The 24,184-nt window shown below is 37.7% G+C and carries 20 protein-coding genes; all 20 read right to left on the bottom strand.

Annotated elements, in window-relative coordinates; all coding sequences use genetic code 11:
• Positions 1 to 34: 34 nt before the first annotated feature.
• Positions 35 to 1,450 carry a glycosyltransferase gene (locus MKY13_RS05120; RefSeq protein ID WP_339215597.1) on the bottom strand — a complete coding sequence of 472 codons (1,416 nt, stop codon included), beginning with the start codon at positions 1,448 to 1,450 and terminating at the stop codon, positions 35 to 37.
• Between the two features lie 6 nt (positions 1,451 to 1,456).
• The gene (locus MKY13_RS05115; RefSeq protein WP_339215595.1) at positions 1,457 to 2,500 is read right to left on the bottom strand and encodes a HEAT repeat domain-containing protein; all 1,044 of its coding nucleotides are present in this window, start codon (positions 2,498 to 2,500) and stop codon (positions 1,457 to 1,459) included.
• Positions 2,497 to 3,357 (bottom strand): response regulator, encoded by an 861-nt coding sequence (locus tag MKY13_RS05110; protein ID WP_191698316.1) that lies wholly within the window; start codon positions 3,355 to 3,357, stop codon positions 2,497 to 2,499. Before MKY13_RS05110 ends, MKY13_RS05115 begins: the two co-directional genes overlap by 4 nt.
• A gap of 555 nt (positions 3,358 to 3,912) precedes the next feature.
• The gene (locus MKY13_RS05105; RefSeq protein ID WP_191698317.1) at positions 3,913 to 4,527 is read right to left on the bottom strand and encodes a PH domain-containing protein; all 615 of its coding nucleotides are present in this window, start codon (positions 4,525 to 4,527) and stop codon (positions 3,913 to 3,915) included.
• Between the two features lie 70 nt (positions 4,528 to 4,597).
• The gene (gene crtI / locus MKY13_RS05100) at positions 4,598 to 6,175 is read right to left on the bottom strand and encodes a phytoene desaturase family protein (RefSeq protein ID WP_339215591.1); all 1,578 of its coding nucleotides are present in this window, start codon (positions 6,173 to 6,175) and stop codon (positions 4,598 to 4,600) included.
• A gap of 338 nt (positions 6,176 to 6,513) precedes the next feature.
• A complete protein-coding gene (locus tag MKY13_RS05095; protein ID WP_339215589.1) occupies positions 6,514 to 7,257 on the bottom strand; it encodes a 16S rRNA (uracil(1498)-N(3))-methyltransferase in 744 nt (247 codons plus the stop codon).
• 66 nt (positions 7,258 to 7,323) lie between these two features.
• The gene (prmA, locus tag MKY13_RS05090; protein ID WP_191698320.1) at positions 7,324 to 8,262 is read right to left on the bottom strand and encodes a 50S ribosomal protein L11 methyltransferase; all 939 of its coding nucleotides are present in this window, start codon (positions 8,260 to 8,262) and stop codon (positions 7,324 to 7,326) included.
• A gap of 14 nt (positions 8,263 to 8,276) precedes the next feature.
• Entirely contained in the window at positions 8,277 to 9,398 is a 1,122-nt protein-coding gene (dnaJ, locus tag MKY13_RS05085) for a molecular chaperone DnaJ (protein WP_191698321.1), read from the bottom strand.
• A gap of 811 nt (positions 9,399 to 10,209) precedes the next feature.
• The gene (dnaK, locus tag MKY13_RS05080) at positions 10,210 to 12,063 is read right to left on the bottom strand and encodes a molecular chaperone DnaK (RefSeq protein ID WP_191698322.1); all 1,854 of its coding nucleotides are present in this window, start codon (positions 12,061 to 12,063) and stop codon (positions 10,210 to 10,212) included.
• Positions 12,064 to 12,175: 112 nt separating this feature from the next.
• Positions 12,176 to 12,733 carry a nucleotide exchange factor GrpE gene (gene grpE / locus MKY13_RS05075; RefSeq protein ID WP_318245165.1) on the bottom strand — a complete coding sequence of 186 codons (558 nt, stop codon included), beginning with the start codon at positions 12,731 to 12,733 and terminating at the stop codon, positions 12,176 to 12,178.
• Positions 12,734 to 12,781: 48 nt separating this feature from the next.
• Positions 12,782 to 13,807: a heat-inducible transcriptional repressor HrcA gene (gene hrcA / locus MKY13_RS05070; RefSeq protein ID WP_191698324.1), complete on the bottom strand. Its 1,026-nt coding sequence runs from the start codon at positions 13,805 to 13,807 to the stop codon at positions 12,782 to 12,784.
• Positions 13,808 to 13,971: 164 nt separating this feature from the next.
• The gene (gene hemW, locus MKY13_RS05065) at positions 13,972 to 15,117 is read right to left on the bottom strand and encodes a radical SAM family heme chaperone HemW (protein ID WP_191698325.1); all 1,146 of its coding nucleotides are present in this window, start codon (positions 15,115 to 15,117) and stop codon (positions 13,972 to 13,974) included.
• A gap of 134 nt (positions 15,118 to 15,251) precedes the next feature.
• The gene (locus MKY13_RS05060; RefSeq protein WP_191698326.1) at positions 15,252 to 15,581 is read right to left on the bottom strand and encodes a geranylgeranyl pyrophosphate synthase; all 330 of its coding nucleotides are present in this window, start codon (positions 15,579 to 15,581) and stop codon (positions 15,252 to 15,254) included.
• A 787-nt stretch (positions 15,582 to 16,368) separates the two neighbouring features.
• Positions 16,369 to 17,235 (bottom strand): 2-oxoacid:ferredoxin oxidoreductase subunit beta, encoded by an 867-nt coding sequence (locus MKY13_RS05055; RefSeq protein WP_191698327.1) that lies wholly within the window; start codon positions 17,233 to 17,235, stop codon positions 16,369 to 16,371.
• Between the two features lie 2 nt (positions 17,236 to 17,237).
• Positions 17,238 to 18,971, bottom strand: coding sequence for a 2-oxoacid:acceptor oxidoreductase subunit alpha (locus MKY13_RS05050; RefSeq protein ID WP_339215584.1), 1,734 nt, complete (start codon positions 18,969 to 18,971; stop codon positions 17,238 to 17,240).
• Between the two features lie 339 nt (positions 18,972 to 19,310).
• Entirely contained in the window at positions 19,311 to 19,592 is a 282-nt protein-coding gene (locus MKY13_RS05045; RefSeq protein WP_191698329.1) for a stage V sporulation protein S, read from the bottom strand.
• Positions 19,593 to 20,305: 713 nt separating this feature from the next.
• Positions 20,306 to 21,214 (bottom strand): LCP family protein, encoded by a 909-nt coding sequence (locus MKY13_RS05040; protein ID WP_191698330.1) that lies wholly within the window; start codon positions 21,212 to 21,214, stop codon positions 20,306 to 20,308.
• A gap of 193 nt (positions 21,215 to 21,407) precedes the next feature.
• On the bottom strand, positions 21,408 to 22,205 hold the full coding sequence (locus MKY13_RS05035) for a TIGR00282 family metallophosphoesterase (protein WP_339215582.1): 798 nt from the start codon (positions 22,203 to 22,205) through the stop codon (positions 21,408 to 21,410).
• Between the two features lie 95 nt (positions 22,206 to 22,300).
• Positions 22,301 to 23,086: an NAD-dependent epimerase/dehydratase family protein gene (locus MKY13_RS05030; RefSeq protein WP_339215580.1), complete on the bottom strand. Its 786-nt coding sequence runs from the start codon at positions 23,084 to 23,086 to the stop codon at positions 22,301 to 22,303.
• Positions 23,087 to 23,223: 137 nt separating this feature from the next.
• Positions 23,224 to 24,177: a glycosyltransferase family 2 protein gene (locus MKY13_RS05025; protein ID WP_339215578.1), complete on the bottom strand. Its 954-nt coding sequence runs from the start codon at positions 24,175 to 24,177 to the stop codon at positions 23,224 to 23,226.
• Between the last annotated feature and the right edge of the window lie 7 nt (positions 24,178 to 24,184).

Raw genomic sequence — 24,184 nt, 5'->3', positions numbered from 1 at the left:
TTACATGATAACTACTCTTTAATTATAATATTGACTACTTTTGTAACCCGGAGCGCTTTAAGCTTCCCCAGTCATTTTTGCCCCGTATGAAATACCAAAATCCCTGAAGGCGGAAAATAACCATTAGCGGACGGAACCAGAAAACTTCCGATAAAGAATATAAGAGAAGCTTCAATGTATCCCGTATGCGTGGATAAGTACTCATACTCCACGCCTCCAGCAAAATAGAAAACATAGAGATAACCGTACTGTAAATTAAAAACAGGACAAATAATGTGACTGCTGATTCCAAATAAATATCTCCGACTGTGAAAGAAAGGATGACATACAAATAGCCTAGCAGTTCGATAATTGGTCCAATCAATTCAATAAATACAAAATAAGGCACGGAAATAAGACCAATTCGCTTATATTTAGGGTTAAGCAGCATACCTCTGTTAAGTGTGAGACTGCTTAGTAGACCTTGGTGCCAACGTCTACGCTGTGTTTTTAAATCTTTTAAATTATTCGGTGCCTCTGTCCAGCACACCGGATCCGGTATAAATTCAATTGTTTTCTGTATGTTATGGCGCAGTAAATAGCTGTGCATTCGGACGACAAGTTCCATATCTTCACCAATCGTATTTTTATTGTAACCTCCGACTTTCACGGTATACTCTTTTGAAAATACACTGAAGGCACCTGAAATAATCAGCAATAAATTAAACCGGCTAAGTGCAATTCTTCCCATATAGAAAGCTCTTAAATACTCAATAATCTGCATGATCACAACCGGATTGTTCGGTACAACAGACTTTAATACACTTCCTGACTGAATATCCGATCCGTTGGCAATGCGTACACTTCCACCTGCAGCAATAACTCTTCCGTTTGATGCGATGATTGGTTTCATTACTTTCAGAAGGGATTTCGATGATAAAATAGAATCCCCATCAATGGAGCAAAAATATGGATACTGGGATACATTAATCCCTGCATTCAACGCATCCGCCTTCCCGCCATTCTCCTTATCCACTAAAACAATATTGAAATGAAGTGTCGAACGGTAAATGCCCCGGATTTCTTTAGCAGGCAATTGTTGCTGAACGGTCTGGAATATCGGCTCCATTTTAAAAACATCGATAACTGTTTGTAATGTTTCATCTTTTGAGCCATCATTTACTACTATGATTTCGTATTGCGGATATTCAAGAGTAATTAGCGATTGAATCGTATTGATAATCCCTATCTCTTCATTATAGGCAGGGACAATAATTGATACAGGTTTTGAATAAACTGCCTTTAAATTTACTCTATCTAGAAGCAGCTTATCTAGCTTTCTGTCTTTCTTTAACTGGAAAAATGCAAATATTAACATTAACGAATATACCGTAATGACAATAATCATATACAGAAAAATTAACGAAAAAAACACCTCATTAAACCAGTAAAATACTTTATCTGTATTCATTTAACATCACCCTAACTTCATGACTTCCTTCGCCATTTCCACTGCATACAAATCCTTTTTGCGCCCGACTATTTGCTGTAAAATTACTTTCCCTCCCGGCATTTTCAATAAGGATAGTGCTGCCTGTTTCCGTACCCTCCAATTTGAATCGGCCATTAACCGCTGCAAATAATCATAGGATTGCTCTTCCGTTACAAACCGTAAAATTTTAGCCATCATAAACCGCTCTTCCCAATCAGGAGAATTAACGAAGCTTTCATACGGTTTTAAATGAGAAATCATTCCAAAAGAAGTAATTGCCTTCAGTACCTTGACTCGAATTTCCAGATGCTCCGAGCATAATAATTGCTCATAAAAAGATAAGTAGGCTTTACTTAAATTTGTGCTGTAGCTTAAAAAATCAAGTAACGCCAATTTTATTTCGTAGGGCAAAGTTTCAAAATGGTTTTTAAAATAATCAATATAGTTCTCGTCGATATTTGATAATAAAATTTTGTATTCATAATCATCAAAAGGCACTCTCGGCTTATATATATGTGCAAAAAATAAATTCCGATTAAATTTCGCGACAACCTGTAGCATCAGTATATATTCCTCGGTTTCATAATACCGTGGCTTTCTTAAATGCCTCTCAATTATTGGTACGAGAAAATCCAGTTCCAGCATTAATGAACGCTGCAATACGTTAATACGAACTGACTTGTCACGGCTCTTCAGTTGTTTTATATAATACTTTTTCATATTCAAACAAGCATATTCGGACACTCTTCGTTGAATATCCTCATTACTAAACGTCGTCATATACGAAACAAAAATGTGATCTATTGCCATCATCGAAACCTTGTTCAATGTTTGTCGGGCAAACGGTTCATTGTGAATCAAAAAATTGTACCATTCCCTCTCGTTTTGCTCTACGTACTCTTGAATTTTCGCATTAATACGATTTCTTTTTATCCCTTTAAAAACCAAATAAATAAATATAAAAAAAACAACCAACAGCATTGATACGCCTATTAATATCGCCCCATATAAAAATTGAGTAGTCATCATTTCCGTGGCCTGCTCAAATAGTTTTTCATTTGTATTTCAAAAATCTTTAAGTTAAAAGGACGAACAAAGTAAGCGTCTGCACCATTTTCAAAGCTATAAAGCTGTGAGTCTTCCGAATTGCGAGTAGAGATAAAAACAATTAAGTACTTCTGTTCATTCGGTAATCCGCGTAAATAATGCAACACTTCAAAACCATTTTTTCTAGGGAGAATATCATTTAAAACGACAATATGGCTATGACTGCTCTGGTACCAGTCGGATTCTATAAAATCCTGCCCATCATTAAATTTCCTAATTTCCAATTCTCTATGCTCTGTCTCAATATTATGAAACAGATTCGAAAAAATCGACTGGGTGATTAAGTCATTATCTATAATACTTACTTTAACTATTACGCTTTCTTTCTCTAAAAAGTTCGATAAAACGATTGATTGTGAATGGTGAAACTCCAACCTCATCACCGTTTCCTCCATAATTCCCAGCACTTCCTCAAGGGCGTGAAGAGAATTAGCGATTTCAGCAATAACCGAAACGAGCGGCATATTAAATGGCTGCAGTTTCGTTTGTATCCGTCCTAAAAGCGCTTTGGTTTCGTTAACTTTACTAATCGCCAGTAGTAATATTACAAAATTTTCTGATTTATGTGCAAAGGCAAAGTCCGAAGAACGTAACTGGCTCTTTAACACTTGAATAAACTCTTCATAACTAACAGACGCCTCTTGCGAATATTTAATGTAAACGATTGAAAAGTGAATTCTCTTTTTCTTTACATAAACAAGCTGTAACTTATAAAGTTGGTTCAAAAACTGAAAATTTTCAACTGAATTGCTAAATCTACTTGTTGTTTGGTTAAGCATCTTTATGTCACCCCAATTCGTAAAAATTCTTGTAGGAGAACTTCTATTAGTTTTCTATTACCCTAAAATTATAAAGATAAAGATAAAAATGGATCTTCGGGGAATCAAATTTTTCTTAATTGATCGGTCGGCTATGTGGAAAACTTGTGGAAGCTCGCGTCCTTTGTAGGATAGTTTTGGGTGGCGAGACCACAAAGCATTTGCAGATTAAATTCGTAAAGAGATATATAGAGGAAGGAATTTCCGCTATTTCGCAAATAAATTTAAGAACAGTGAAAATAAGGGAATGGATTTCCTTTATTGACCTAAAAAGCATAAAATTTCACGATTATATTTAAAATAATGGTAAAACGTTCCCTTATTTATCCTAAAAGGAGCTATATCATTTAAATAACGGTAAAATCTTCCCTTATTTTAGAAGGACACTGAAAAGTGGGCCTCGCAAGCGGTAGTATAGTGCAATTTTATTGGAAATCTTTCTACATTACTCAGCCTATAAATTCCACAAAAAAATAGAAGCGCGCAGTCTTGAATACCGCACGCTTCTACTTTTAATTAATTATTAATATATTTTTCGAAAACATCTCCAAAATCTTTCTTCACAAATGTTTTCTTTTGATCGATGAGCCAGCTGTGTGAAAATGACGTGATTTCTTTAAATGCCTCTGCCGGAGAAACTCCATCAGCACCTGTACGTCCAAGTGAAGAGGCTGCCAAATTCAAGCTCTGTTTTGCCGCATCCATACTGAAGGAATTCGCTTTTTGTTCCAATGAGATGGCATGAAGCGCCTTATACAAATCTTTAATTTCAGTTAAATACTTTTTATGGATATCAATGCTTAACGGAACATTGCCGATAACAAATTTAATTTCTACGTCTAAATCAATTGTACCCGCAGTTTCAAGCAATACTTCATCAATAGTGAAATACTCATAGTCATAACGACGAAGCATCCGCTTTTTACTAATGGCATTGGCACCGTCAACGTGGATTAATGCATAGTTTGTAAAGCAATATTCGTCAGCTTTCGTTTTAATAAGAAAATAGATTTTTTCATCCATTTCATTAAAAATAAAATCATCTGCATCTGTCTTGTCAAAATCTTCTCTTGAAATAACTACACCAATATCAGATAAGCCTAAAGCATCTGAAGCAAATTTTTTAAACATTTTAGCGCCTCCTTTAATTGCATATATCGTTATACGTATTACACAATTAAAAGTTCCAAAAATACGATTATTAGTTCATATGGATTGCTGCAGGCTGATGCGCGAGATCCTTATCCTTACGTACCGGTTTATAGTGTTCAACTTTCGGTAATGGTTTAACTGGATGAAGCGGCTGTTTATGTTCCTTCAATATTCCATTGGCTGTAATACGGGCAGACTCCAAAATAATCGGCAAGCCACTTCCCGGGTGCGTACCCCCACCTACTAGCCAACAATGGTCAAGCTCTTCGAATTTATTGCGCGGACGGAATACAAGCATTTGCGATAATTGGTGCCCCAAATTGAATGTTGCCCCTTTATACACATGAATGTCTCGTTCCCAATCTTCCGGTGAAATGATACGCTCTTCTTCGATATATTCTCTAATATCTGTAATCCCTAATTTATCCGATACCATATTCAAAATTAAATCTTTGAATGGGGCAGTTATTTGTGACCAGTCAATTCCACTTGTATTGTTCGGTACCGGTACTAAAATATAAAGTGTCGACTTCCCATCTGGTGCTACTGTATCGTCTGTAACAACAGCATTTTGAATATAGATGGAAGGATCTTCAGACAATAGCTTTGTTTTCGTAATTTCCTCAACATTTTTACGATAGTCTTTTGCAAACCAAATTGTATGATGCGGAAGATCAAAACGTTTATTTACACCTAAATACAGCATAAACGTCGAACAAGAATATTGCTTTTTCTCCAATTTTTCAGGCGTATATTTTTTTAATACACCTGGCTCTACTAATTTAGTCATGGCATTGGCAAAATCACCGTTTATAATTACTTCATCTGCAATAATTTCTTGACCATCCTCAAGCACTAAGCCTGTCACCGTTTTACCATTTACTTTCAGTTTTTTTACACCGCTATTCAGTTGAATTTTCCCGCCCAATTCCTTCACGACTTTGGCCATCGCATCCGTTAATTTATTGATACCGCCTTTAATATGATAAACACCGAATGCATGCTCTATATACGATAGGATCGAAAAGGCACCCGGGCTTTCCCACGGAGACATCCCCAAATATTTCGCCTGGAATGTAAAGGCTAGCTGTAAATCTTCATCTTTATAGAACTTCGACAATGTATCTACAAGAGAGTTGCCGATTTCTAATTCCCCAGCAGCTTTTAGCACTTTCGGATTCAATAAATCTGTCATTCGATTCATAGGAGCTTGTAAAACAGGTGCGAGAACTTCCAATTTCTTTTGAGTACGCTCCATATAACGTTCATAGCTGCCTTCATTTCCTGGGAAAAGTTCATCGATTTGACGAATCATTTCATTTGCATCACGCGTCATATTGATCTTTTTATCATGGAAAATCAACTGATACATTGGATTTAAATCAATTAAATCTACATAATCGTTTATATTCCGTCCCGTTAACTCGAAAATTTCCTCCGCAATGTAAAGCATGTTCAAAAATGTAGGTCCCATATCGAACTTATATTCACCAAGTTTAATTTCACTTGTACGCCCACCTACATAGGCCTGTTTCTCATAAATTGTTACGTCATAGCCTTTATGTGCCATTAACATCGCTACCGCTAATCCACCAGGTCCAGCACCTACTACCGCAATTTTTTTCATCTCTACTGCCTCCTTTTATCCCAAGCATTGGACAATGATTAAAATAAATAATTAAATGTTGTACAACGTTAGCAACTTTCTTCATTGCCCTATTACTTTATTTGAATATTAATCGTTAAAATAACGACTTATAGCATGATATTTCACGTTAGACTGTTATTAATATATCCATCACCTTTAAAAAGGCTGCAAATGTTATACAAACATTGTACAATTAATACATGTGATTATACAAGTGAAAATTTCGAATTTGAGATAAAATTAATCAAATAGGACTAATCCATTCATACAAAAAAGGGATTGATTCGAAAGTTACCTTTCAAATCAATCCCTTTTTTTTATTCAAATTCGTAAGAAATGGCTGACAAAGCATATAATGGCGCTGTTTCTGTTCGCAATATACGAGGGCCGAGTGACATTGTTTGGGCACCCGCTTCAATCAGTACCTTTGATTCATTGCGGGAAATTCCACCTTCCGGACCAAAAATACATAGAATGCGTAATTCCTTATCTGTATTAAGTGATTGTAGCTTTTGCTTAAAGCTCGTCCGGTTTTCCAATTTAGCATCTTCTTCATCCGCAATAAAAATCGCATCGTAGTTAGCGAACTTTTGTATAAGCTGTTTAAAGCTTATTGGCTCTTCCACTTGCGGTATATGGGTACGGTGTGATTGCTCCGCAGCCTCCTGCGCAATTTTTTGCAGGCGTTCCTGGTTTTTTTTCACTTTTTTCGCATCCCATTTCACAATAGAACGCTCCGCCGCAAATGGAATCATTGCATACATCCCTAGTTCCGTTGCCTTTTGTGCGATAAGCTCCAGTTTATCTCCTTTTGGCAACCCACATGCGATATCCACCTTTATAGGCATTTCCGGTGAGGGGATAGTTTGTCCAGTCTTTTTGACTCGTACATCCTGATCGATCTCCACAATTTCACATATATTCGCTACATTTTCATGGACAACAATAATTTCTTCCCCTACTGCCATCCTCATGACTTTACTAATGTGGCGTGCATTTTCACCCGTTACAATAAATTCATTTTCATCATTTCCGGCTGATTCAATAAAATACCGTTGCATCGTGTTCACTCCTTGTTATACAAAAACAACAGCTGCATAAAACAGCTGTTGTTCTCTGAAATTTAATTAAGGACGGCGCGAAATAATCGCTACCCAATCTTCCATCATTAGAACTTCTTCAATTTCGAAGCCGGATTTTTCCAACGCTTCTTTTACTTCATCTTTTTTAGCACCAATGATTCCTGAAGTAACATAAAGTCCACCAGGTTTCACAATTGAAAATGCATCATCAGTAAATGACATAATGATTTCCGCTAAAATATTCGCCACTACAATATCGGCAGGCTCCTTAACGGTATCCAATAAGTTGCCGTGGAATACTTCAACAATAGCATCCATTTTATTTAATTCCACATTTTCACGTGCCGCTCTAACAGCTACCTCATCCAAATCAAGTGCATGCACTTTTTCCGCTCCAAGCATAGCAGCCCCGATCGACAGAACACCTGACCCTGTTCCAACATCGACAACTGTATGACCTTGCTGTACAACTTTTTCAAGCGCTTGCAGACACATAACAGTAGTTGGGTGTGTCCCTGTACCAAACGCCATGCCAGGATCTAGTTCAATAATCAATTCGTCCGTTGAAACTGGTTTATAATCTTCCCAAGTCGGTACGATTGTAAAGCGTTCAGAAATTTTTACGGGATGGTAATATTGTTTCCAAGCCGTTGACCAATCTTCCTCATCCACTTCACAAAGCGTTAAAATATTTTCACCAATATTTATATCAAAGTTTACAAGGTTTGCAATTGCAAGCTTAATTTCTTCGATTGTCTCCGCCAAGAAGCTTGAAGCTGATAAATATGCTTTTACAATGACACCTGTTTTTGGGAAGTCTTCTGGATTCAGCGCATAAATCTCACCAAATTTATCGATTCTTTCCTTATCTAATTCCTTTGAATCTTCAATTACTACACCACTTGCACCAGCTTCATGCAAAATGTTCGTCACTGCATCAACGGCCTCATGCGTCGTTAAAATCGAAAGTTCTGTCCATTTCACTTGCAATACACTCCTTAGTCGCCCTTAATTTTTTTTTTGATTTTATCAAATAGTGAACTACCTTGTTCTTCCGGAATGTCACCACTGATTTCTGCAAACTCTCTTAATAGTTGCTTTTGTTTTTCTGTTAATTTAGTAGGTGTGACAACTTTTACGATGACGTATTGGTTACCCATACCATAGCCGTGTACATTTTTTACACCTTTGTCTTTTAGGCGGAATTGCGCTCCTGATTGAGTACCTGCTGGAATTTTCAACTTCACTTTACCATGGATCGTCGGTACTTCTATTTCATCACCTAATGAAGCTTGTGGGAATGTTAAGTTTAGTTCATATAAAATATCGTCGCCATCACGTTCAAAATGTTCGTGCTTACGTACAGCAAAGATAATGTATAAATCTCCCGCTGGACCATTGTTATAGCCTTCTTCACCTTGACCTGCTACACGTAGTTGTTGACCATCATCAACACCAGCCGGGATTGTAATTTTGATTTTTTTCTTTTTCGTGATGCTACCTGTACCTCGACATGGTGTACATTTATCCACGATAATTTTCCCTTGACCACGGCAACTTGGACATGAGCGTTTGTTTACCATACGGCCAAACGGTGTATCAACCGCTTGATTAATTTGACCTGCACCATTACATTGTGAACATGTCTGAGGCTGAGTTCCTGGTTTCGCACCTGATCCGTGACAAGTATCGCACGTTTCTTCTTTCGGAATTTCGATTTCTGTTTCTTTCCCGAATACTGCCTCTTCAAATGTAATATTCATACGGAATTGCAGATCGTCACCTTTACGTGGTGCGTTCGGATCTTGGCGTCGACCGCCACCAAAGAATGAACTGAAAATATCCTCGAAGCCGCCAAATCCGCCGCCGCCATTGAAGCCACCGCCGCCAAAGCCCGCATTCGGATCTTCGTGACCAAACTGATCATAGCGGGCACGTTTTTGATCGTCAGATAGCACTTCATATGCTTCAGCTACTTCTTTGAACTTTACGTCTGCCCCCTCTTCTTTGTTTAAATCAGGGTGATACTGTTTTGATAATTTTCGGTATGCTTTTTTTATTTCATCTTTACTTGCACCTTTACTTAGGCCAAGCACTTCATAGTAATCACGCTTACTCATTGTTCACTCTCCGCTCTTTTTACATAACGTCTATTTTAGCATGTTGAAAAAATGATGTATACCTTTTGCTATCCTACTTTTTATATCAAATAAATAGTGGGTGTTATTTTATGGTTTCTAGTGCTTTCCATAACCGATAGAAAGCTTTCCACGGGCACGAGGCCAACACGATGTTGGTTACAAAGTCATTGTTACAGGACGTGGCGTTCTTAGCTTTTGTTCCTTCTTCTTAGGCGTCGTGAATCGCTCACCTTCGTGTAAGTTCTGCACTTTAATGGCATAAATGTCTCACTCAGACGAAATAAGCGGAGGATTTCCGCTTATTTAACTGATGATCCTCTTTTTAATTGTAAATAAGGGGAAGTTTTCCGCTTATTCATTAAAAAACCAGTGATTTTCATGCTTTTTACGTTAATAGACGGAATTTCTCCGCTTATTTTTGGCATTTTTCACGATTTTTTTAAAATAACCGGAATTTCTCCGTCTATTTAAGTTCCGTGCTTGCCATTTACACGGTAGCATGGGAGTCTCACACGAAATAAGCGGAGGATTTCCGCTTATTTAACTAATGCCCCTCATTTTAAGTGTAAATAGAGGGACGTTTTCCGCTTATTCATTAAAAAAAACGTTATTTTCCTGCTTTTTAAGTTAATAGACGGAATTTCTCCGTCTATTTTTCTCTTTCAATTTCAAAACGGTTAAGCACCCATCCATTTCCGCTAGCTCATCAACAAACTTAAAAGCCAAAGCCGCGAGCGGTCTTTGGCTTTTAAGTTTTATCAATCTCACTTTAGCGAAATTGTGTTAACGATTATTTATTGTCTTTATCGTCTTTTACTTCTTCAAAGTCAGCGTCTACTACACCGTCATCTTTTTTGCCTGCATCTGCAGCGCCATCAAAGCCTTCAGCTCCGCCTTGTGCTTGTGCAGCTGCTGCCGCTTGCTCGTATACTTTCATAACTAATGGCTGTAATACGCCTTCTAATTTTTCTTTAGATTCTTTAATACCATCGATTTCGCCTTTTTCTAAAGCAGCTTTTAACTCATCGCGTGCATCTTCAACAGATTTCTTTTCGTCTTCTGTAATTTGCTCACCTAAATCTGTAACTGTTTTATCAACTTGGAACACTAATTGGTCAGCTTCGTTGCGAAGATCTGCTTCTTCTTTACGTTTAGCATCTGCTTCAGCGTTTGCTTCTGCATCTTTAACCATACGCTCGATTTCTTCTTCAGATAAACCTGAATCAGATTGGATCACGATTGTTTGTTCTTTTTGTGTACCTAAGTCTTTCGCTTTAACTGATACGATACCGTTTGCATCAATATCGAATGTTACTTCGATTTGTGGAATACCACGTGGTGCTGGTGGAATATCAGATAATTGGAAGCGACCTAATGTTTTGTTGTCTGCAGCCATTGAACGCTCACCTTGTAATACGTGAATGTCTACTGCTGGTTGGTTATCTGCAGCTGTTGAGAATACTTGAGATTTAGATGTTGGGATTGTTGTGTTACGATCGATTAATTTCGTCATAACGCCACCCATTGTTTCGATACCTAATGATAATGGTGTTACGTCTAATAATAATACGCCTTGTACGTCACCAGCTAATACGCCACCTTGTACAGCAGCACCCATTGCTACTACTTCGTCAGGGTTAACGCCTTTGTGTGGCTCATGACCTGTTGCTTTTTTAATTGCTTCAACTACTGCAGGAATACGAGTAGAACCACCAACTAAAATTACTTTATCTAATTCTGAAGCAGAAAGACCTGCATCTGATAATGCTTGACGAGTAGGAACGATTGTACGCTCTACTAAGTCTTTTGTTAAATCATCGAATTTCGCACGTGATAATGATACTTCTAAGTGAAGCGGACCATCAGCACCAGCAGTAATGAATGGTAATGAAATTTGAGTAGAAGTTACACCTGATAAGTCTTTTTTCGCTTTTTCAGCTGCATCTTTTAAACGTTGCATTGCCATTTTGTCTTTTGATAAGTCTACTGCATTTTCTTTTTTGAATTCTTCTACTAAGTAAGCAATGATTTTGTCGTCGAAGTCGTCACCACCAAGTTTGTTGTCACCTGCTGTTGCTAATACTTCGAATACGCCGTCAGCTAATTCAAGGATAGAAACGTCAAATGTACCGCCACCTAAGTCGAATACTAGGATTTTTTGGTCAACATCTTGTTGATCTAAACCGTAAGCTAATGCTGCAGCAGTTGGTTCGTTAATAATACGCTCTACTTCTAAACCAGCGATTTTACCAGCGTCTTTAGTTGCTTGACGTTGTGCATCGTTAAAGTAAGCTGGAACTGTAATAACCGCTTTCGTTACTTTTTCACCTAAGTAGTCTTCAGCATAGCCTTTTAAGTATTGTAAAATCATTGCAGATACTTCTTGAGGTGTGTACTCTTGATCATCCACTTTAACTTTCTCGTTTGTACCCATTTTAGATTTAATAGAAATGATTGTATTCGGATTTGTTACCGCTTGACGCTTAGCAACTTCACCCACTTGTTTTTCACCGTTTTTAAATGCTACTACCGATGGAGATGTACGGTTACCTTCTGGATTTGGAATTACTTTTGGCTCGCCGCCTTCTAATACAGATACACAAGAGTTTGTTGTTCCTAAGTCAATACCGATAATTTTGCTCATAATTTAATTTTCCTCCTAATATTAAAAAACAGAATGTATGTGTTTATTTAACAATTACTGTCCAACCAAGCTTGACAGCCATTTTATATAACTAGCACTAAAAAGTACTGAATTACTCGTTTACTGATACCATTGAAGGTCTTAGAACACGGTCTTTAAGTTTATAACCTTTTTGCAACTCGCGTAAAACGATACCCGATTCCTTCTCACTATCCTGTTCCTGCATTACTGCCTGATGGAAGTTCGGATCAAAAGTTTCGCCTTCTGCTGGAATAATTGCTAAACCTTCTTTTTCCATTGCGGCTAACAATTGACCATATACCATTTCTACACCTTTATATAAAGAAGTCGCTTCTTCAGATGTCACTTCTACTTGAAGTGCGCGATCTAAGTTATCCAATGCCGGCAATAGTTCAGTTAATAAACTTTGCGCACGGTATTTTTCAGCAGATTCACGATCTAGACGACTACGGCGAGATAAATTATCATAATCCGCGCGTAAACGTAGGTAACGTGCATCTTCCTCTGCTAATTTCGCTTCTAATTCAGCAATTTTTTGTTCTTTTTCATCTAATACTGTTTCTTCAGTTTCAGCTGTTTCTACTACTTCCTCTTGCTCAGCAGTTTCTTCTTGCTTCAACTCTTCATTTGTTTTTGTTGTTTCAGACAATTCTCTTCCTCCTCGTATATCAACCATTTATTAAGTTACGCCGCTGCGTTACTGTTTCTTATCGAAAAACGCTTGGGAAAGACTGTTTGTCATAACATCTAATAATGTCACAACCCGTCTATAATCCATTCGCGTTGGTCCGATAATTGCGATAGCGCCTTGCTGTTCCTCACCGACTAAAAAGGAAGCGGTAATGACACTGCAGTTTTCCATCGCTAAATGATTGTTTTCTGAACCTATTCGAATTTGAATACCATGATTGCCCTGATTAAACAGCGTTTGAACTTGATTTTCTTTATCAAATAAGTCCATCAGCATTCTCATTTTGGCTATGTCATGGAATTCAGGCTGGTTTAACATATTCGATTTCCCGCCATAATAAAGTTTACTTTCATTTGGGTGGGTAGTTATGGACAATAAAGACCGAATGATTGATTCCGATGCGTTTATATGAGATTTCAATACCGACACTGCCTCTGTTTGAAGCTTTGTTGGAAGGTCATATAATGGTACACCTACTAATCGGTCATTCAGAATATTTACCATTTTTTCAATATCATGCGGGCTAAAACCCGTTGGTAACGTTAAAGTACGATTTTCTACATGACCGTTATCCGTTACAATAATAGCCACTGCCGTTTCCTCTGTTAAAGGAACGATCTGGAATTTCTTTACACGGTGCTTCTGCACATCCGGACCGAGCAATATCGTCGTATACGTCGTTAACTCCGACAAGATATTCGCCGATTCTTTAATAATTTGCTCCGCCTCAACAATTTGCTTTTCAAAGAGCGAGTGTATTTGTGCTACTTCGCCAGTCGAAATGACTTGAGGCTTAAGTAAATGGTCAACATAAAAGCGATAACCTTTTTCGGATGGCACTCTCCCTGAAGAAGTATGCGTTTTTTCTAAATAGCCTAATTCCTCTAAATCAGCCATCTCATTACGTATCGTAGCTGCACTGTACGTAATACCTTCTTTTTTCGATAGTTGACGCGAACCAACAGGCTGAGCAGACATCACAAAGTCATCTACGATTGCTTGCAATATTTGTAACTGCCGATTTGTTAACATCTCTTCACCTCTGTTAGCACTCGATTAAGAGGAGTGCTAATATATTATATAAATTAGCAAATCTCTAAAATGATGTCAATGAATTCGTCCGAAATTTTTAATATTCTTTTTGTGTCCATTTTACGCGCAGTAGGATTTACATCGAACAGCACCTTTACTTAAATTTATTCCCCTACTAAAAAGCGTTGAAAAACTTCATTGCCTATAAATCGGCCTTTTCTAGTTAAGCGAATGCCTTTTGTATCAAATTCAATCAATTGTTCCTCTAGTAAACGTGAAATCGTTTCCTTATAAAGATCCTCCATTGATTGATTAAATTTCATTTCAAATTCTTCATGTGTGACACCGGCCGTTTTTCTTAGCCCTAAAAACATTTGCTCTTCCAGCTTTTCCTCAACTGTCACTTCATGCTCGTGCAATAGCGGAAGCTTTTCTTCCATAACGATTTCGATATATTTTTTTATCGGTGCGACATTTGAATAGCGAATACCGTTTAAATAACCGTGAGCGCCTGCACCAAAGCCTGCATACTCATCATTATCCCAATAAATTTTATTATGTGTAGATGTATAGCCTTCATGCGCAAAATTGCTAATCTCATACTGCTGCAGTCCGTGCGCTTCCATCTTATCCATTAAAACACCGTACATACTCGCTTCAAGATCTTCAGTCGGCAAAACCAATTTCCCTTTCGCATATTGAATGTAGAAAATCGTTTTCGGCTCGACAATTAACGAATAGGCTGAATAATGGGGAAGCTTTAATGCCAATGCTTTTTCCAGTGTATCTTGCCACTGCTCCATCGTTTGACCAGGCAATCCATACATTAAATCAATGCTAATATTCTCAAAGCCGACGTTTTTTGCGTTTTGAATCGTTTCGTACACATGCTCATTAGAATGTGTGCGACCAATCTTCGTTAGAAGGGATTGATCAAATGACTGCACGCCCATACTTAAGCGGTTTACACCGCCATTGTAAAGCGCCTGTAACTTCTCGATAGTGAGTTCATCCGGATTCGCTTCACTACTAAATTCTTTTACGGATGACATCGGAATATGTTTCGTTATTAGCTGTAATAATTTCTCAATTTGCTGTGCGGATAATGCAGTAGGTGTGCCTCCACCGAGAAAAATTGTTTCTATATTAGTAAAAGCTTCAGGAGTTTTGGCAACCGTCATTGCCATTTCACGTCCTAGTGCTTCAATATACTCATCCACTGGCTGATTTTTAAAAAATACTTTATTAAAATCACAGTAGTTACAAATCTGATGACAGAAAGGAATGTGAATATATACACCTCTAGCCATTTAAATCACTTCCTTAATATTGTTATTCTCCTTTATTGTAGCCTTTCTACATTAAAATACAAATAGAGGCACTCAGAAAGAAACGACAAAAAAAGCTTTGTTAAATGAAATATCATCCAACAAAGCTTTACAACCTATTGCATGGAAAGCACAGGCTCTTCTTTATTCATAAGCATAATCAAATCAATGGCATTTAGTTCAGGTAGCTTTGAGCAAAATAATTCTGCCTCTTCTACTGTTTTAAATTGGAATGATTCAAGTTCCTTGGCTAATTCATATTGATCATCAACTAAACGAATTGTGTAAAGACGTACAATTGGATTGTACTGCTTGGAAGCATCGAAGTTTTCTCCCGCAATCACAATACCCGATGTGCCAGAAGCTTTACTAATGATTGTATCCACAATATGCAGCTCATCTTGGACAAACCACTCAGGTACCATAAGTTGAATTTGACTGTTCATAAAATCCATCCCCCTAAAATGTATTATTCTAGCTGTGTTTTATCTATTTTTTACAGCAGTTTCCCCAATTATTAAAATAGCTAATTTTTACTGTAGATGATTGTTTTCTACCACAGTAACAAAAGCATAAAAACCCAATATTTTTACAGCTTTTATAAAATAATTAATGCTATTGTACTATAACGGGCGACTTAATAAAAGAAGTTATCCCAAAAAAATTTTAATATAAATTACCAAATATTAGGTAATTTAACATATGGGATAATTTAACATATCACTCAGTAATATATCTTATTGATTAAATATAACAGGTATTTTGTTGAATTTCACTACTTTTCTGAAAATAATTATTAAATTTCACATTTTTATGTTTTTTTGTTAAATATCAAAAAAGTAGCATGTTATAAATAAAAAAGCATACTATTTAAAATTATAAATTACTTTATAGGAGTGTTTAGAAAAATATTCGTATAAAAATAATTAGAAATTCCCATAAAAAATATTGTGAAGAAGTTTATTGGATTATTGATATGTGATATTCACCACCATGGGTCACTTATTCGTCACCTTCAATCAGATAATCGTCAAGTCACTCAACATAATCGTCACCCCGCCTCCCTTATTCGCCACTTGATCACCGATATCCGCCACCTTCAACCAGATAATCGTCAACTCGCTCAACTTAATCGCCACTCAACCACAATTATTCGTCACCCTCTCACCACTCCAAAATAAAAAGAGCTATACAAGCTGAAATAACAGCCTGTATAGCTCTAAATTTTTATATTTACATGAATTCTTTAATTAGTTGATCGAATTGATCTTCCGATAAGCTAATATCGATATCAGTTAATGGCAGCTCTGAATAGCCTTTAATTTTATCTTGATAAGAAGTTGTTTCTGTATCCTGATAAATAATGCCTGTTACAAGACCTTCATGGCGCATTACAGTTTGCATCGCCATTTCGCGGTTAGAAGAATCATAGCCTTCGATGTCCGCTAGCTTTGTTAAATTCTCTTTGAACCAGTCGTATGTGTTTACTTTGTTGTACGTTACACATGGCGAGAATACGTTAATGAATGAAAAGCCCTTATGGTTTAAGCCAGCTTCAATCATTGCTGTTAATTCTTTAATATCTGTTGAGAAGCCTTGTGCCACAAATGTCGCACCTGCTGTTAAAGCTACTTCCAACGGCTTTAATGAAGGCTCGATTGCCCCGCCTGGTGTTGATTTCGTAATGAAACCAGCAGCAGAACGTGGAGATGTTTGACCTTTTGTTAAACCGTAAATTTGGTTATCCATTACTACATACGTAATGTCGATGTTACGGCGAATCGCATGGATTGTGTGACCCATACCGATCGCGAAGCCGTCACCGTCACCGCCTGAAGCGATTACTTTTAAATCTTTGTTGGCCATTTTCAAACCTTGTGCAATCGGTAAAGCACGACCATGAATGCCATGGAAGCCATATGAATTAATATAGCCTGAAATACGACCTGAACAGCCGATTCCTGAAATGACTGCCGTTTCGTTCGGTTCATAGCCTACGTTTGCTGCTGCACGCTGAATCGCCGCTTGTACGGAGAAGTCACCACAGCCTGGACACCAGTTAGGTTTTACGGAATTTCGGAAATCTTTAAATGTTGCCATGATTAAATTTCCTCCTTCACTAAGTTTGTTAATTCACGTGGTAAGAAAGGTGTACCATCGTATTTTAAAATCGATTTCGTCTTCGCGTGACCACCGATATTCATTTTCATCACATTTGCAAGCTGTCCTGTCGCATTGTTTTCCACGACAATCACTTTTTTCGCTTTATCCATTAATGCGCTCATCTCTTCTACAGGGAATGGATGGATTAGCTTAATATGGGCGTGGTTTACTTTCACACCTTCAGAGTTCAGCTTTTCCTGTACTTCTTCAATTGCTCCGCGCGTTGAGTTGAAGCCTACAAGTAAAACGTCCGCATCTTCATGAGGCGCGTTCACGTATACCGGATTTTCAAAACGGACATGCTGTAATTTACGCATACGCTTATCCATTTGCGTGCGACGGTTACCAGTCGCTTCAGATGGCTTACCAGTTTCATCATGCTCAACACCCGTTACGTGGTGAATACCGCCTTTTAAACCTGGTAAAACACGTGGTGAAACACCGTCTTCTGTATTTTCATAACGCTTGAAGTAATCTTTCGTTTCTTCATCTTCAACCGCTTCTACAATTTTACCGCGGCGAATTTCAATTTTGCTGTAATCAAATGGATCGACTGACTGTTTCCCTAATGATAACTGCAAGTCTGTCATTACGATTACCGGCAATTGCAGTTCTTCGGCAATATTAAATGCCTGGATCGTATCGTAAAACGCTTCTTCCATTGTAGAAGGCGCAATGACAACTTTCGGAATTTCACCGTGTGTACCGTAAAGCATCGCCATTAAATCCGACTGTTCTTGCTTTGTTGGTAAACCTGTAGATGGACCACCACGCTGTGTATCGAAAATCACAAGCGGCTGTTCTGTCATACCTGAAAGACCGATTGCTTCCATCATTAATGAAAGACCAGGACCTGCTGATGCCGTAAATGCACGCACACCACCGTAGTTCGCACCAATCGCCATTGTTGCTGCAGCAATTTCATCTTCTGTTTGAATAACCGCTCCACCTACTAATGGAAGCTTTTTAATCATGTATTCCATAATTTCAGATGCCGGTGTAATTGGGTAAGCTGCCATGAAACGAGAGCCAGCTGCTAATGCACCTAATGCCGCTGCATCGTTACCGATCATGAACATACGGCGTTTTCCGTCAGCAGGAGCAATCTCCCATGCACCTACACGGTCACCAATTTGCTCAGAAATCGCCTGGCGTCCGCGTTCGATCGCTTCGATATTTTTCGCAACGACTTCTTCACCTTTACGTCCGAAAATTTCATTTACAACACTTTGGAAAACGGATTCATCCAAGTTTAAAAGTGCTGCAGTTGCACCAATTGCAACCATGTTTTTCATTAAAGACGTACCAAGCTCAGCTGCAATTTCCGTAAATGGCACAGCATATAATGGTGCGACACAATCTTCCGGATTTGTTGGATTAAATTTAGCATCGGCTAAAATGATACTGCCTGGAGTTAATTCTTTATAGTTCACGTCGATTGTTTCCTGGTCAAACGCCACTAGTATATCTAAATCGTCCGCAATTGAACGTACTTCTGTTGGACGAACTGTAATTTTATTATTCGTATGGCCACCTTTAATTCGAGAAGAGAAATGACGGTAACCGTATAGGAAATATCCTAGACGATTCATTGCCATTGAGAAAATTTCACCTGTACTCTCAATCCCTTCACCTTGCTGCCCACCGACTTTCCATGAAAGCTGATGTAACATATCAACATCTCCTTAAAATTTCTGTATTATATAATGGTTAGAGCGAATGTAGCTAGCATCAAGCTTTGCTACGTATAGATATTTTTCCTACATTAGTTTAACATGAAGTGTAAGTCTCTTCTATTGCAAATGTCATATAGTAGTAAAAATCAGACCTTTGACGGAAAGTTTCTGTACACAATTTGTTTTGCGGGTAAAGTTGATTATTTATGCAGTTATTTAAGAAACGAAATTTTTTACATTTTGTTTCATTATTATGTAATATATTTGTTCTAACAAAATTTCTTGAAAATAAAAAACACCCGCTTAGCACTACCTAGGTGCTAAGCGGGTGTAGGACTATTGATTATTAGCTGAACGAGTTCTTTTTTCAACGAGTAATTTTAACGCCGTACGATCTTCTCCTGCAATTGTAATGTCTGCGAAAGCCGGGGCACAAATTAAATCTGTACCACTTGGTGCCACAAACCCTCGAGCGATTGCTACTGCTTTAATTGCTTGATTTAACGCACCTGCACCTACAGCCTGCATTTCTGCAAAACCCTGCTCTCGTATAACCGCCACGAGTGCTCCTGCAACAGAATTAGGATTAGAACGAGATGATACTTTCAATGAATCCACAGCTATTTCCCCCTCATCTAGTACTGCAATATCTTTTTAGACAATTTTTATTGCCTGTACGTCATTGTATGCACGTTATTTCTAAATTAGACTTCCAAAATCATAGATTACTTAAGAAAAATTAATCTGCGAAACTACAGTTCTCATAATAATAATGATGGTTAGGTGATTTGTAATTATTCATTACAACTCCAAAAATTTTCGTCTGCTCAGAAGTCAAAATCGCGGTCGCTTTTTGACCGCTCTTTTATCGACACCTCCTCTATTCAGAATTTCACATTTACTCGTCAATATTTGCGGGTCCGATAACAATGTGACTGAACTTATATCAATATCAGAATCCGAATAAATATTAAATGTCGGAAGCAATAAAAAAAACTAATGAAAATGACTGACAATACAATCAACGAGTCTAGTATGGAAAAAACCGTGTGCTTGGCAGTATAGTCCCTTAATTACCCCTACCAAAATACCTATAAAATACGATTTAAATTTTTTAACTTCATATCCTAAAAAATCGGTCGTTTTAGCATATTATCGAAAGTTGAAAACTATAACTTACTACCAAAAAAGAGAGTAGAACCTTGAAAACAAGATTCTACTCTACATTTTATTCATATTTCCAAACCTTTTCACCGGTTCTTTATCCGTGTCTTTTTAGAACGAGGATTTCTACTTTTCCCTATAAAACTAATGATAGAGGCAATAGTGGTTTATATTTCCATATGTTTTTTCAAATCTTCCTGAAGCTGCTGCAATTCACCTTCATCCGGCATATAGTAATAAATGCCGTCCAGCTTCGTATTCGTGCCTTTGTTCATATAAAGCTGCTCTATCTTTTTCAAACTATCACCATAATTTTTTTGAATACTAAGGAGGTCCTCAAATGGGACATTCATTTCTACATTTTTCTCCAAAGTTTTGAAAATCGATTTGTAGTTCCATACTTTTTTTATCGACAAGCTTTCGTCTAAAACGCCCTGAATGACTTGTTTCTGTCGATTTTGTCTGCCGAAATCACCAGTAGGATCATCATAGCGCATGCGTACATATTTCAAAGACTGCTCGCCATTAAGTACTAATTCCCCAATTGGAAAATGCTCGCCCTGAAAATTGAAATTCAAAGTGTTTTTAACCTTTACTCCACCGAGGATATCTATAATATCGACAAAGCTTACCATATTCACTTTCACTACATAATCAATTGGAATGCCCAATAAATTTTCCACCGTTTTCATCGACATTTCCATGCCACCAAAGGAATAGGCATGATTAATCTTGTCTTTAAAGTCTTTCCCCACCATCTCGGTATAGGTATCCCGTGGTATACTCAGCATCTTTGTCGTTTGAAGTGTTGGGTTGACGGTCAAAACAATCATCGTATCCGAGCGCCCTACATCGCCTTCCCGTTCATCTACCCCTAGAACGAGCGCTGAAAACGGCTCCATTTCTGTTGTAATATTAACTGGCTGCATCCGTATTTCAGATGATTTATCCTCCATCGGTGTATAGATCTCATTTGCAGTACTTTTTATATCTCCATATACATTCAAAATGACAATGAGACTCGTACTGACTAAAACAATTGCGGTGCTAATTATCCATTTCCATGCTTTTTTCATCCTGATTCTCCTCAGACTCTTTTCAACTATAGTAGAGAGCATATGAACTATAATTTCCACCGCAATTGCTAAATATTCACTTAGTTTGTGCCATTAATATCCTATAAAAAAACACCTACACATTGATTAAAAATAGGCAATCGCCAAGTTTTTCAATAGTAGGTGTTATATTTTGACCGATATTTTCTTTTATTTAAGCTCTAAAAGGGTTGTCTTCGTTAATCAAAACACGTTCCTGTCTGATCGCTTTTCCTGTTTTATCATCGATTTCGACAAAGAATGCGCTCAATACAGCACGACCTTTTTTCGGTACTTCATAGCGTGCAGGCATATTTGTCAAAAATTTATAAATGACATTGTCTTTCCCCATACCGAGCACTTCGTCGTACGGTCCAGTCATGCCAACATCCGTAATATATGCTGTACCGCCTGGATATATACGATTATCAGCTGTCTGAACATGCGTATGCGTTCCAACAACAACAGACGCTTTGCCATCCAAATGCCAGCTTAATGCAATCTTTTCACTTGTCGCTTCTGCATGGAAATCGACAAATACTATTGGCGACGTTTTTTTCGCTTCTTCGACCATCTCCACTGCCATGGCAAATGGATCTTCATGCGGCGGTAAAAATACACGACCGTGTAAGTTAATAACTGAAATCGTCACACCGTTTTTCGATACTTGTGTCATACCGCGACCTGGTGCATCTTTTGAAAAGTTTGCCGGACGAACTAAATAATCCGCATCATCAATAAAATCAAAAATGTCTTTGTTGTCCCACGTATGGTTCCCCATCGTAATGACATCGACACCCATTTGCAGTAAATCATTATAAATTGCACGTGTAATGCCGCGCCCTGCTGCAGCGTTTTCTCCGTTTGCAATCACTACATCCAAATTATATTTTTTCTTTAATCGGGGTAAATACTGTTCCACAGCATCTCGACCGATTGAACCTACGATATCTCCAATAAATAATACTTTCATTTTATACAACCACACTTTCTCATGTTAAGCATCCATTTTACCATTGTTTTTGGAGTGTACGCAAAAAAACTGCTACAAATTGAATTGTAACAGAATTAGAAGTTGAAATTTTTGTTTTGATGACCATTCCATGTATCAGAAATGATACGCTGCAAATTTTTCTCAGCATATAAGCCTAATTCTTGCTGTATTTTTTGCAGACTTGCAATGAATACAGGTGTATCTTCTATACTGCTGTCTGACTTAGTAATCGTCTCTTTTTCTTTCGTTTCCTTTACCGAGTAACCTTGCCCATTTCCTAAATTATAAATTTTAAAAGACTGCTCATTTTTTACAACCGTTTCTATTGTTAACGAATAGGCGTTCACTAGATCTTCCACTTGTATATCCGAAGCATTTAAATAGCGCAGCACAATACAGTTCATCTTATAGGCCATAGTATAATCCTGCAAAATTTGTTCACTAAAATATTTAGACCTTGCATATGGATTAGTCGTCTCGATATAGCTTTTCTCATGCAAAGGCTCTGTTAAAGCTGTAGACGAGTAGACAATATTTTTAACATGATGTTCCCGCATTATTTTCAGCAACACTAACGTTGCAGTTACATTGTTTTCATAATAAAGTTGCGGATTTTCATGGGATTCAACTTCCAGACCTGCTGCTGCCAAATGCACAACAGTCTTAATTGGGAAAAGAGAAAAGACCTGTGTTAAGCGCTTTTCATCTGCTATGTCCCCTTCAATAAAGATCGCCTGTTCATTCACTGCTTCACGACAACCTGTCGATAAATTATCGTACACAACAACCCGTTCTGACTCGACTAAGCGATTTACAACATGACTCCCAATATAGCCTGCTCCCCCAACGACTAAAATCATCGTGCATTACCCCTTTCTATATTCAAGAGTGAATAACTCTATTTGTATGGTAATGATGTCCTCCTCATGATGCATCTAGGTATTTGTATATTAATTTGATCCCCCTTAAAGTGGGATTGATTAGCAAGTAACCCCTATCAAGCCTTAACTTTACGTACTAACCGGAAAAATGTCGGATATACTCTTAATCTCACTAACGGCTTCATCATCCGGTGTTTCCACGGTAGCTGAGAGAAATTTTTGCTCTCTCTTATAATTTGCCGTTCCAGAGATTTTAATTGCCTTGTGTTCGAAGTGGTCAATAATACATAATGATAGCGGTGAATATACAGCCGTAAATTTAGCGCTTCTATTACATTTCGATATTGTCTTTTATCAAAAAACTGCTTTAGTTGAGCGTACGTTTGCTCATGTGATTGTGCAATGGACGGGTTGTAGATTTTAGCAGGTCTACCCTCGCTTTGTACAAAGTTATACTGCGGCTCATTGACAATCGCAATTTTTTTCGCAAACGATAAATAACGGGCAACAAACCCTACATCCTCAAAGAAGGTGCGATTTTCAAAATACAGTTCCTCATCGTGAATGATTTTCCGTAAAAACAGCTTATTCCACGCCACCGTATATGCTTCATTATGCTTTGCCAAAAAATAATCTACCGGATTCGTTTTAGACAATAACGCTTCATTGATTTTATAATGCTTTTTGCGGTTCGTTTCTGGCCAATATTTCGTATAGCCGCATAAGACGAAATCTGCATATTTTTGCTCCGCCCGCTCGACAAGCTTTTCATACATTCTATATTCAACGAAATCGTTCCCGTCAACAAAGGCAATGTATTTTCCTTTGGCCTCTTTTATCCCCTCATTGCGTGCTTCACTTAAACCGAGTTGATCAGAATCAATGAGGCGAAAACGGTCATCCTCTTTTACAAACTCTTCACAAAGACGGACTGTGTTATCGGTAAAAGCATGTTTAACAATAAGCACTTCTATCGCTTGCAAAGATTGGTTTTGCAAGCTATGGAGACACGGTTTTATAGAGCCCTCCATACTATGGACAGCGACAATTATTGATACAATTGGTATCATGTAAAAT

The organism is Solibacillus sp. FSL W8-0372 (assembly GCF_037969735.1).
Lineage (GTDB): Bacteria > Bacillota > Bacilli > Bacillales_A > Planococcaceae > Solibacillus > Solibacillus faecavium.
This window is presented reverse-complemented; position numbering and strand designations above follow the sequence as displayed.

Coding starts and splice junctions, on each gene's coding strand:
- MKY13_RS05120 (WP_339215597.1), bottom strand. CDS start 1,450: ATGAATACAGATAAAGTATTTTACTGGTTTAATGAGGTGTTTTTTTCG.
- MKY13_RS05115 (WP_339215595.1), bottom strand. CDS start 2,500: ATGATGACTACTCAATTTTTATATGGGGCGATATTAATAGGCGTATCA.
- MKY13_RS05110 (WP_191698316.1), bottom strand. CDS start 3,357: ATGCTTAACCAAACAACAAGTAGATTTAGCAATTCAGTTGAAAATTTT.
- MKY13_RS05105 (WP_191698317.1), bottom strand. CDS start 4,527: ATGTTTAAAAAATTTGCTTCAGATGCTTTAGGCTTATCTGATATTGGT.
- crtI (WP_339215591.1), bottom strand. CDS start 6,175: ATGAAAAAAATTGCGGTAGTAGGTGCTGGACCTGGTGGATTAGCGGTA.
- MKY13_RS05095 (WP_339215589.1), bottom strand. CDS start 7,257: ATGCAACGGTATTTTATTGAATCAGCCGGAAATGATGAAAATGAATTT.
- dnaJ (WP_191698321.1), bottom strand. CDS start 9,398: ATGAGTAAGCGTGATTACTATGAAGTGCTTGGCCTAAGTAAAGGTGCA.
- dnaK (WP_191698322.1), bottom strand. CDS start 12,063: ATGAGCAAAATTATCGGTATTGACTTAGGAACAACAAACTCTTGTGTA.
- hrcA (WP_191698324.1), bottom strand. CDS start 13,807: ATGTTAACAAATCGGCAGTTACAAATATTGCAAGCAATCGTAGATGAC.
- hemW (WP_191698325.1), bottom strand. CDS start 15,117: ATGGCTAGAGGTGTATATATTCACATTCCTTTCTGTCATCAGATTTGT.
- MKY13_RS05060 (WP_191698326.1), bottom strand. CDS start 15,581: ATGAACAGTCAAATTCAACTTATGGTACCTGAGTGGTTTGTCCAAGAT.
- MKY13_RS05055 (WP_191698327.1), bottom strand. CDS start 17,235: ATGGCAACATTTAAAGATTTCCGAAATTCCGTAAAACCTAACTGGTGT.
- MKY13_RS05050 (WP_339215584.1), bottom strand. CDS start 18,971: ATGTTACATCAGCTTTCATGGAAAGTCGGTGGGCAGCAAGGTGAAGGG.
- MKY13_RS05040 (WP_191698330.1), bottom strand. CDS start 21,214: ATGAAAAAAGCATGGAAATGGATAATTAGCACCGCAATTGTTTTAGTC.
- MKY13_RS05035 (WP_339215582.1), bottom strand. CDS start 22,205: ATGAAAGTATTATTTATTGGAGATATCGTAGGTTCAATCGGTCGAGAT.
- MKY13_RS05030 (WP_339215580.1), bottom strand. CDS start 23,086: ATGATTTTAGTCGTTGGGGGAGCAGGCTATATTGGGAGTCATGTTGTA.
- MKY13_RS05025 (WP_339215578.1), bottom strand. CDS start 24,177: ATGATACCAATTGTATCAATAATTGTCGCTGTCCATAGTATGGAGGGC.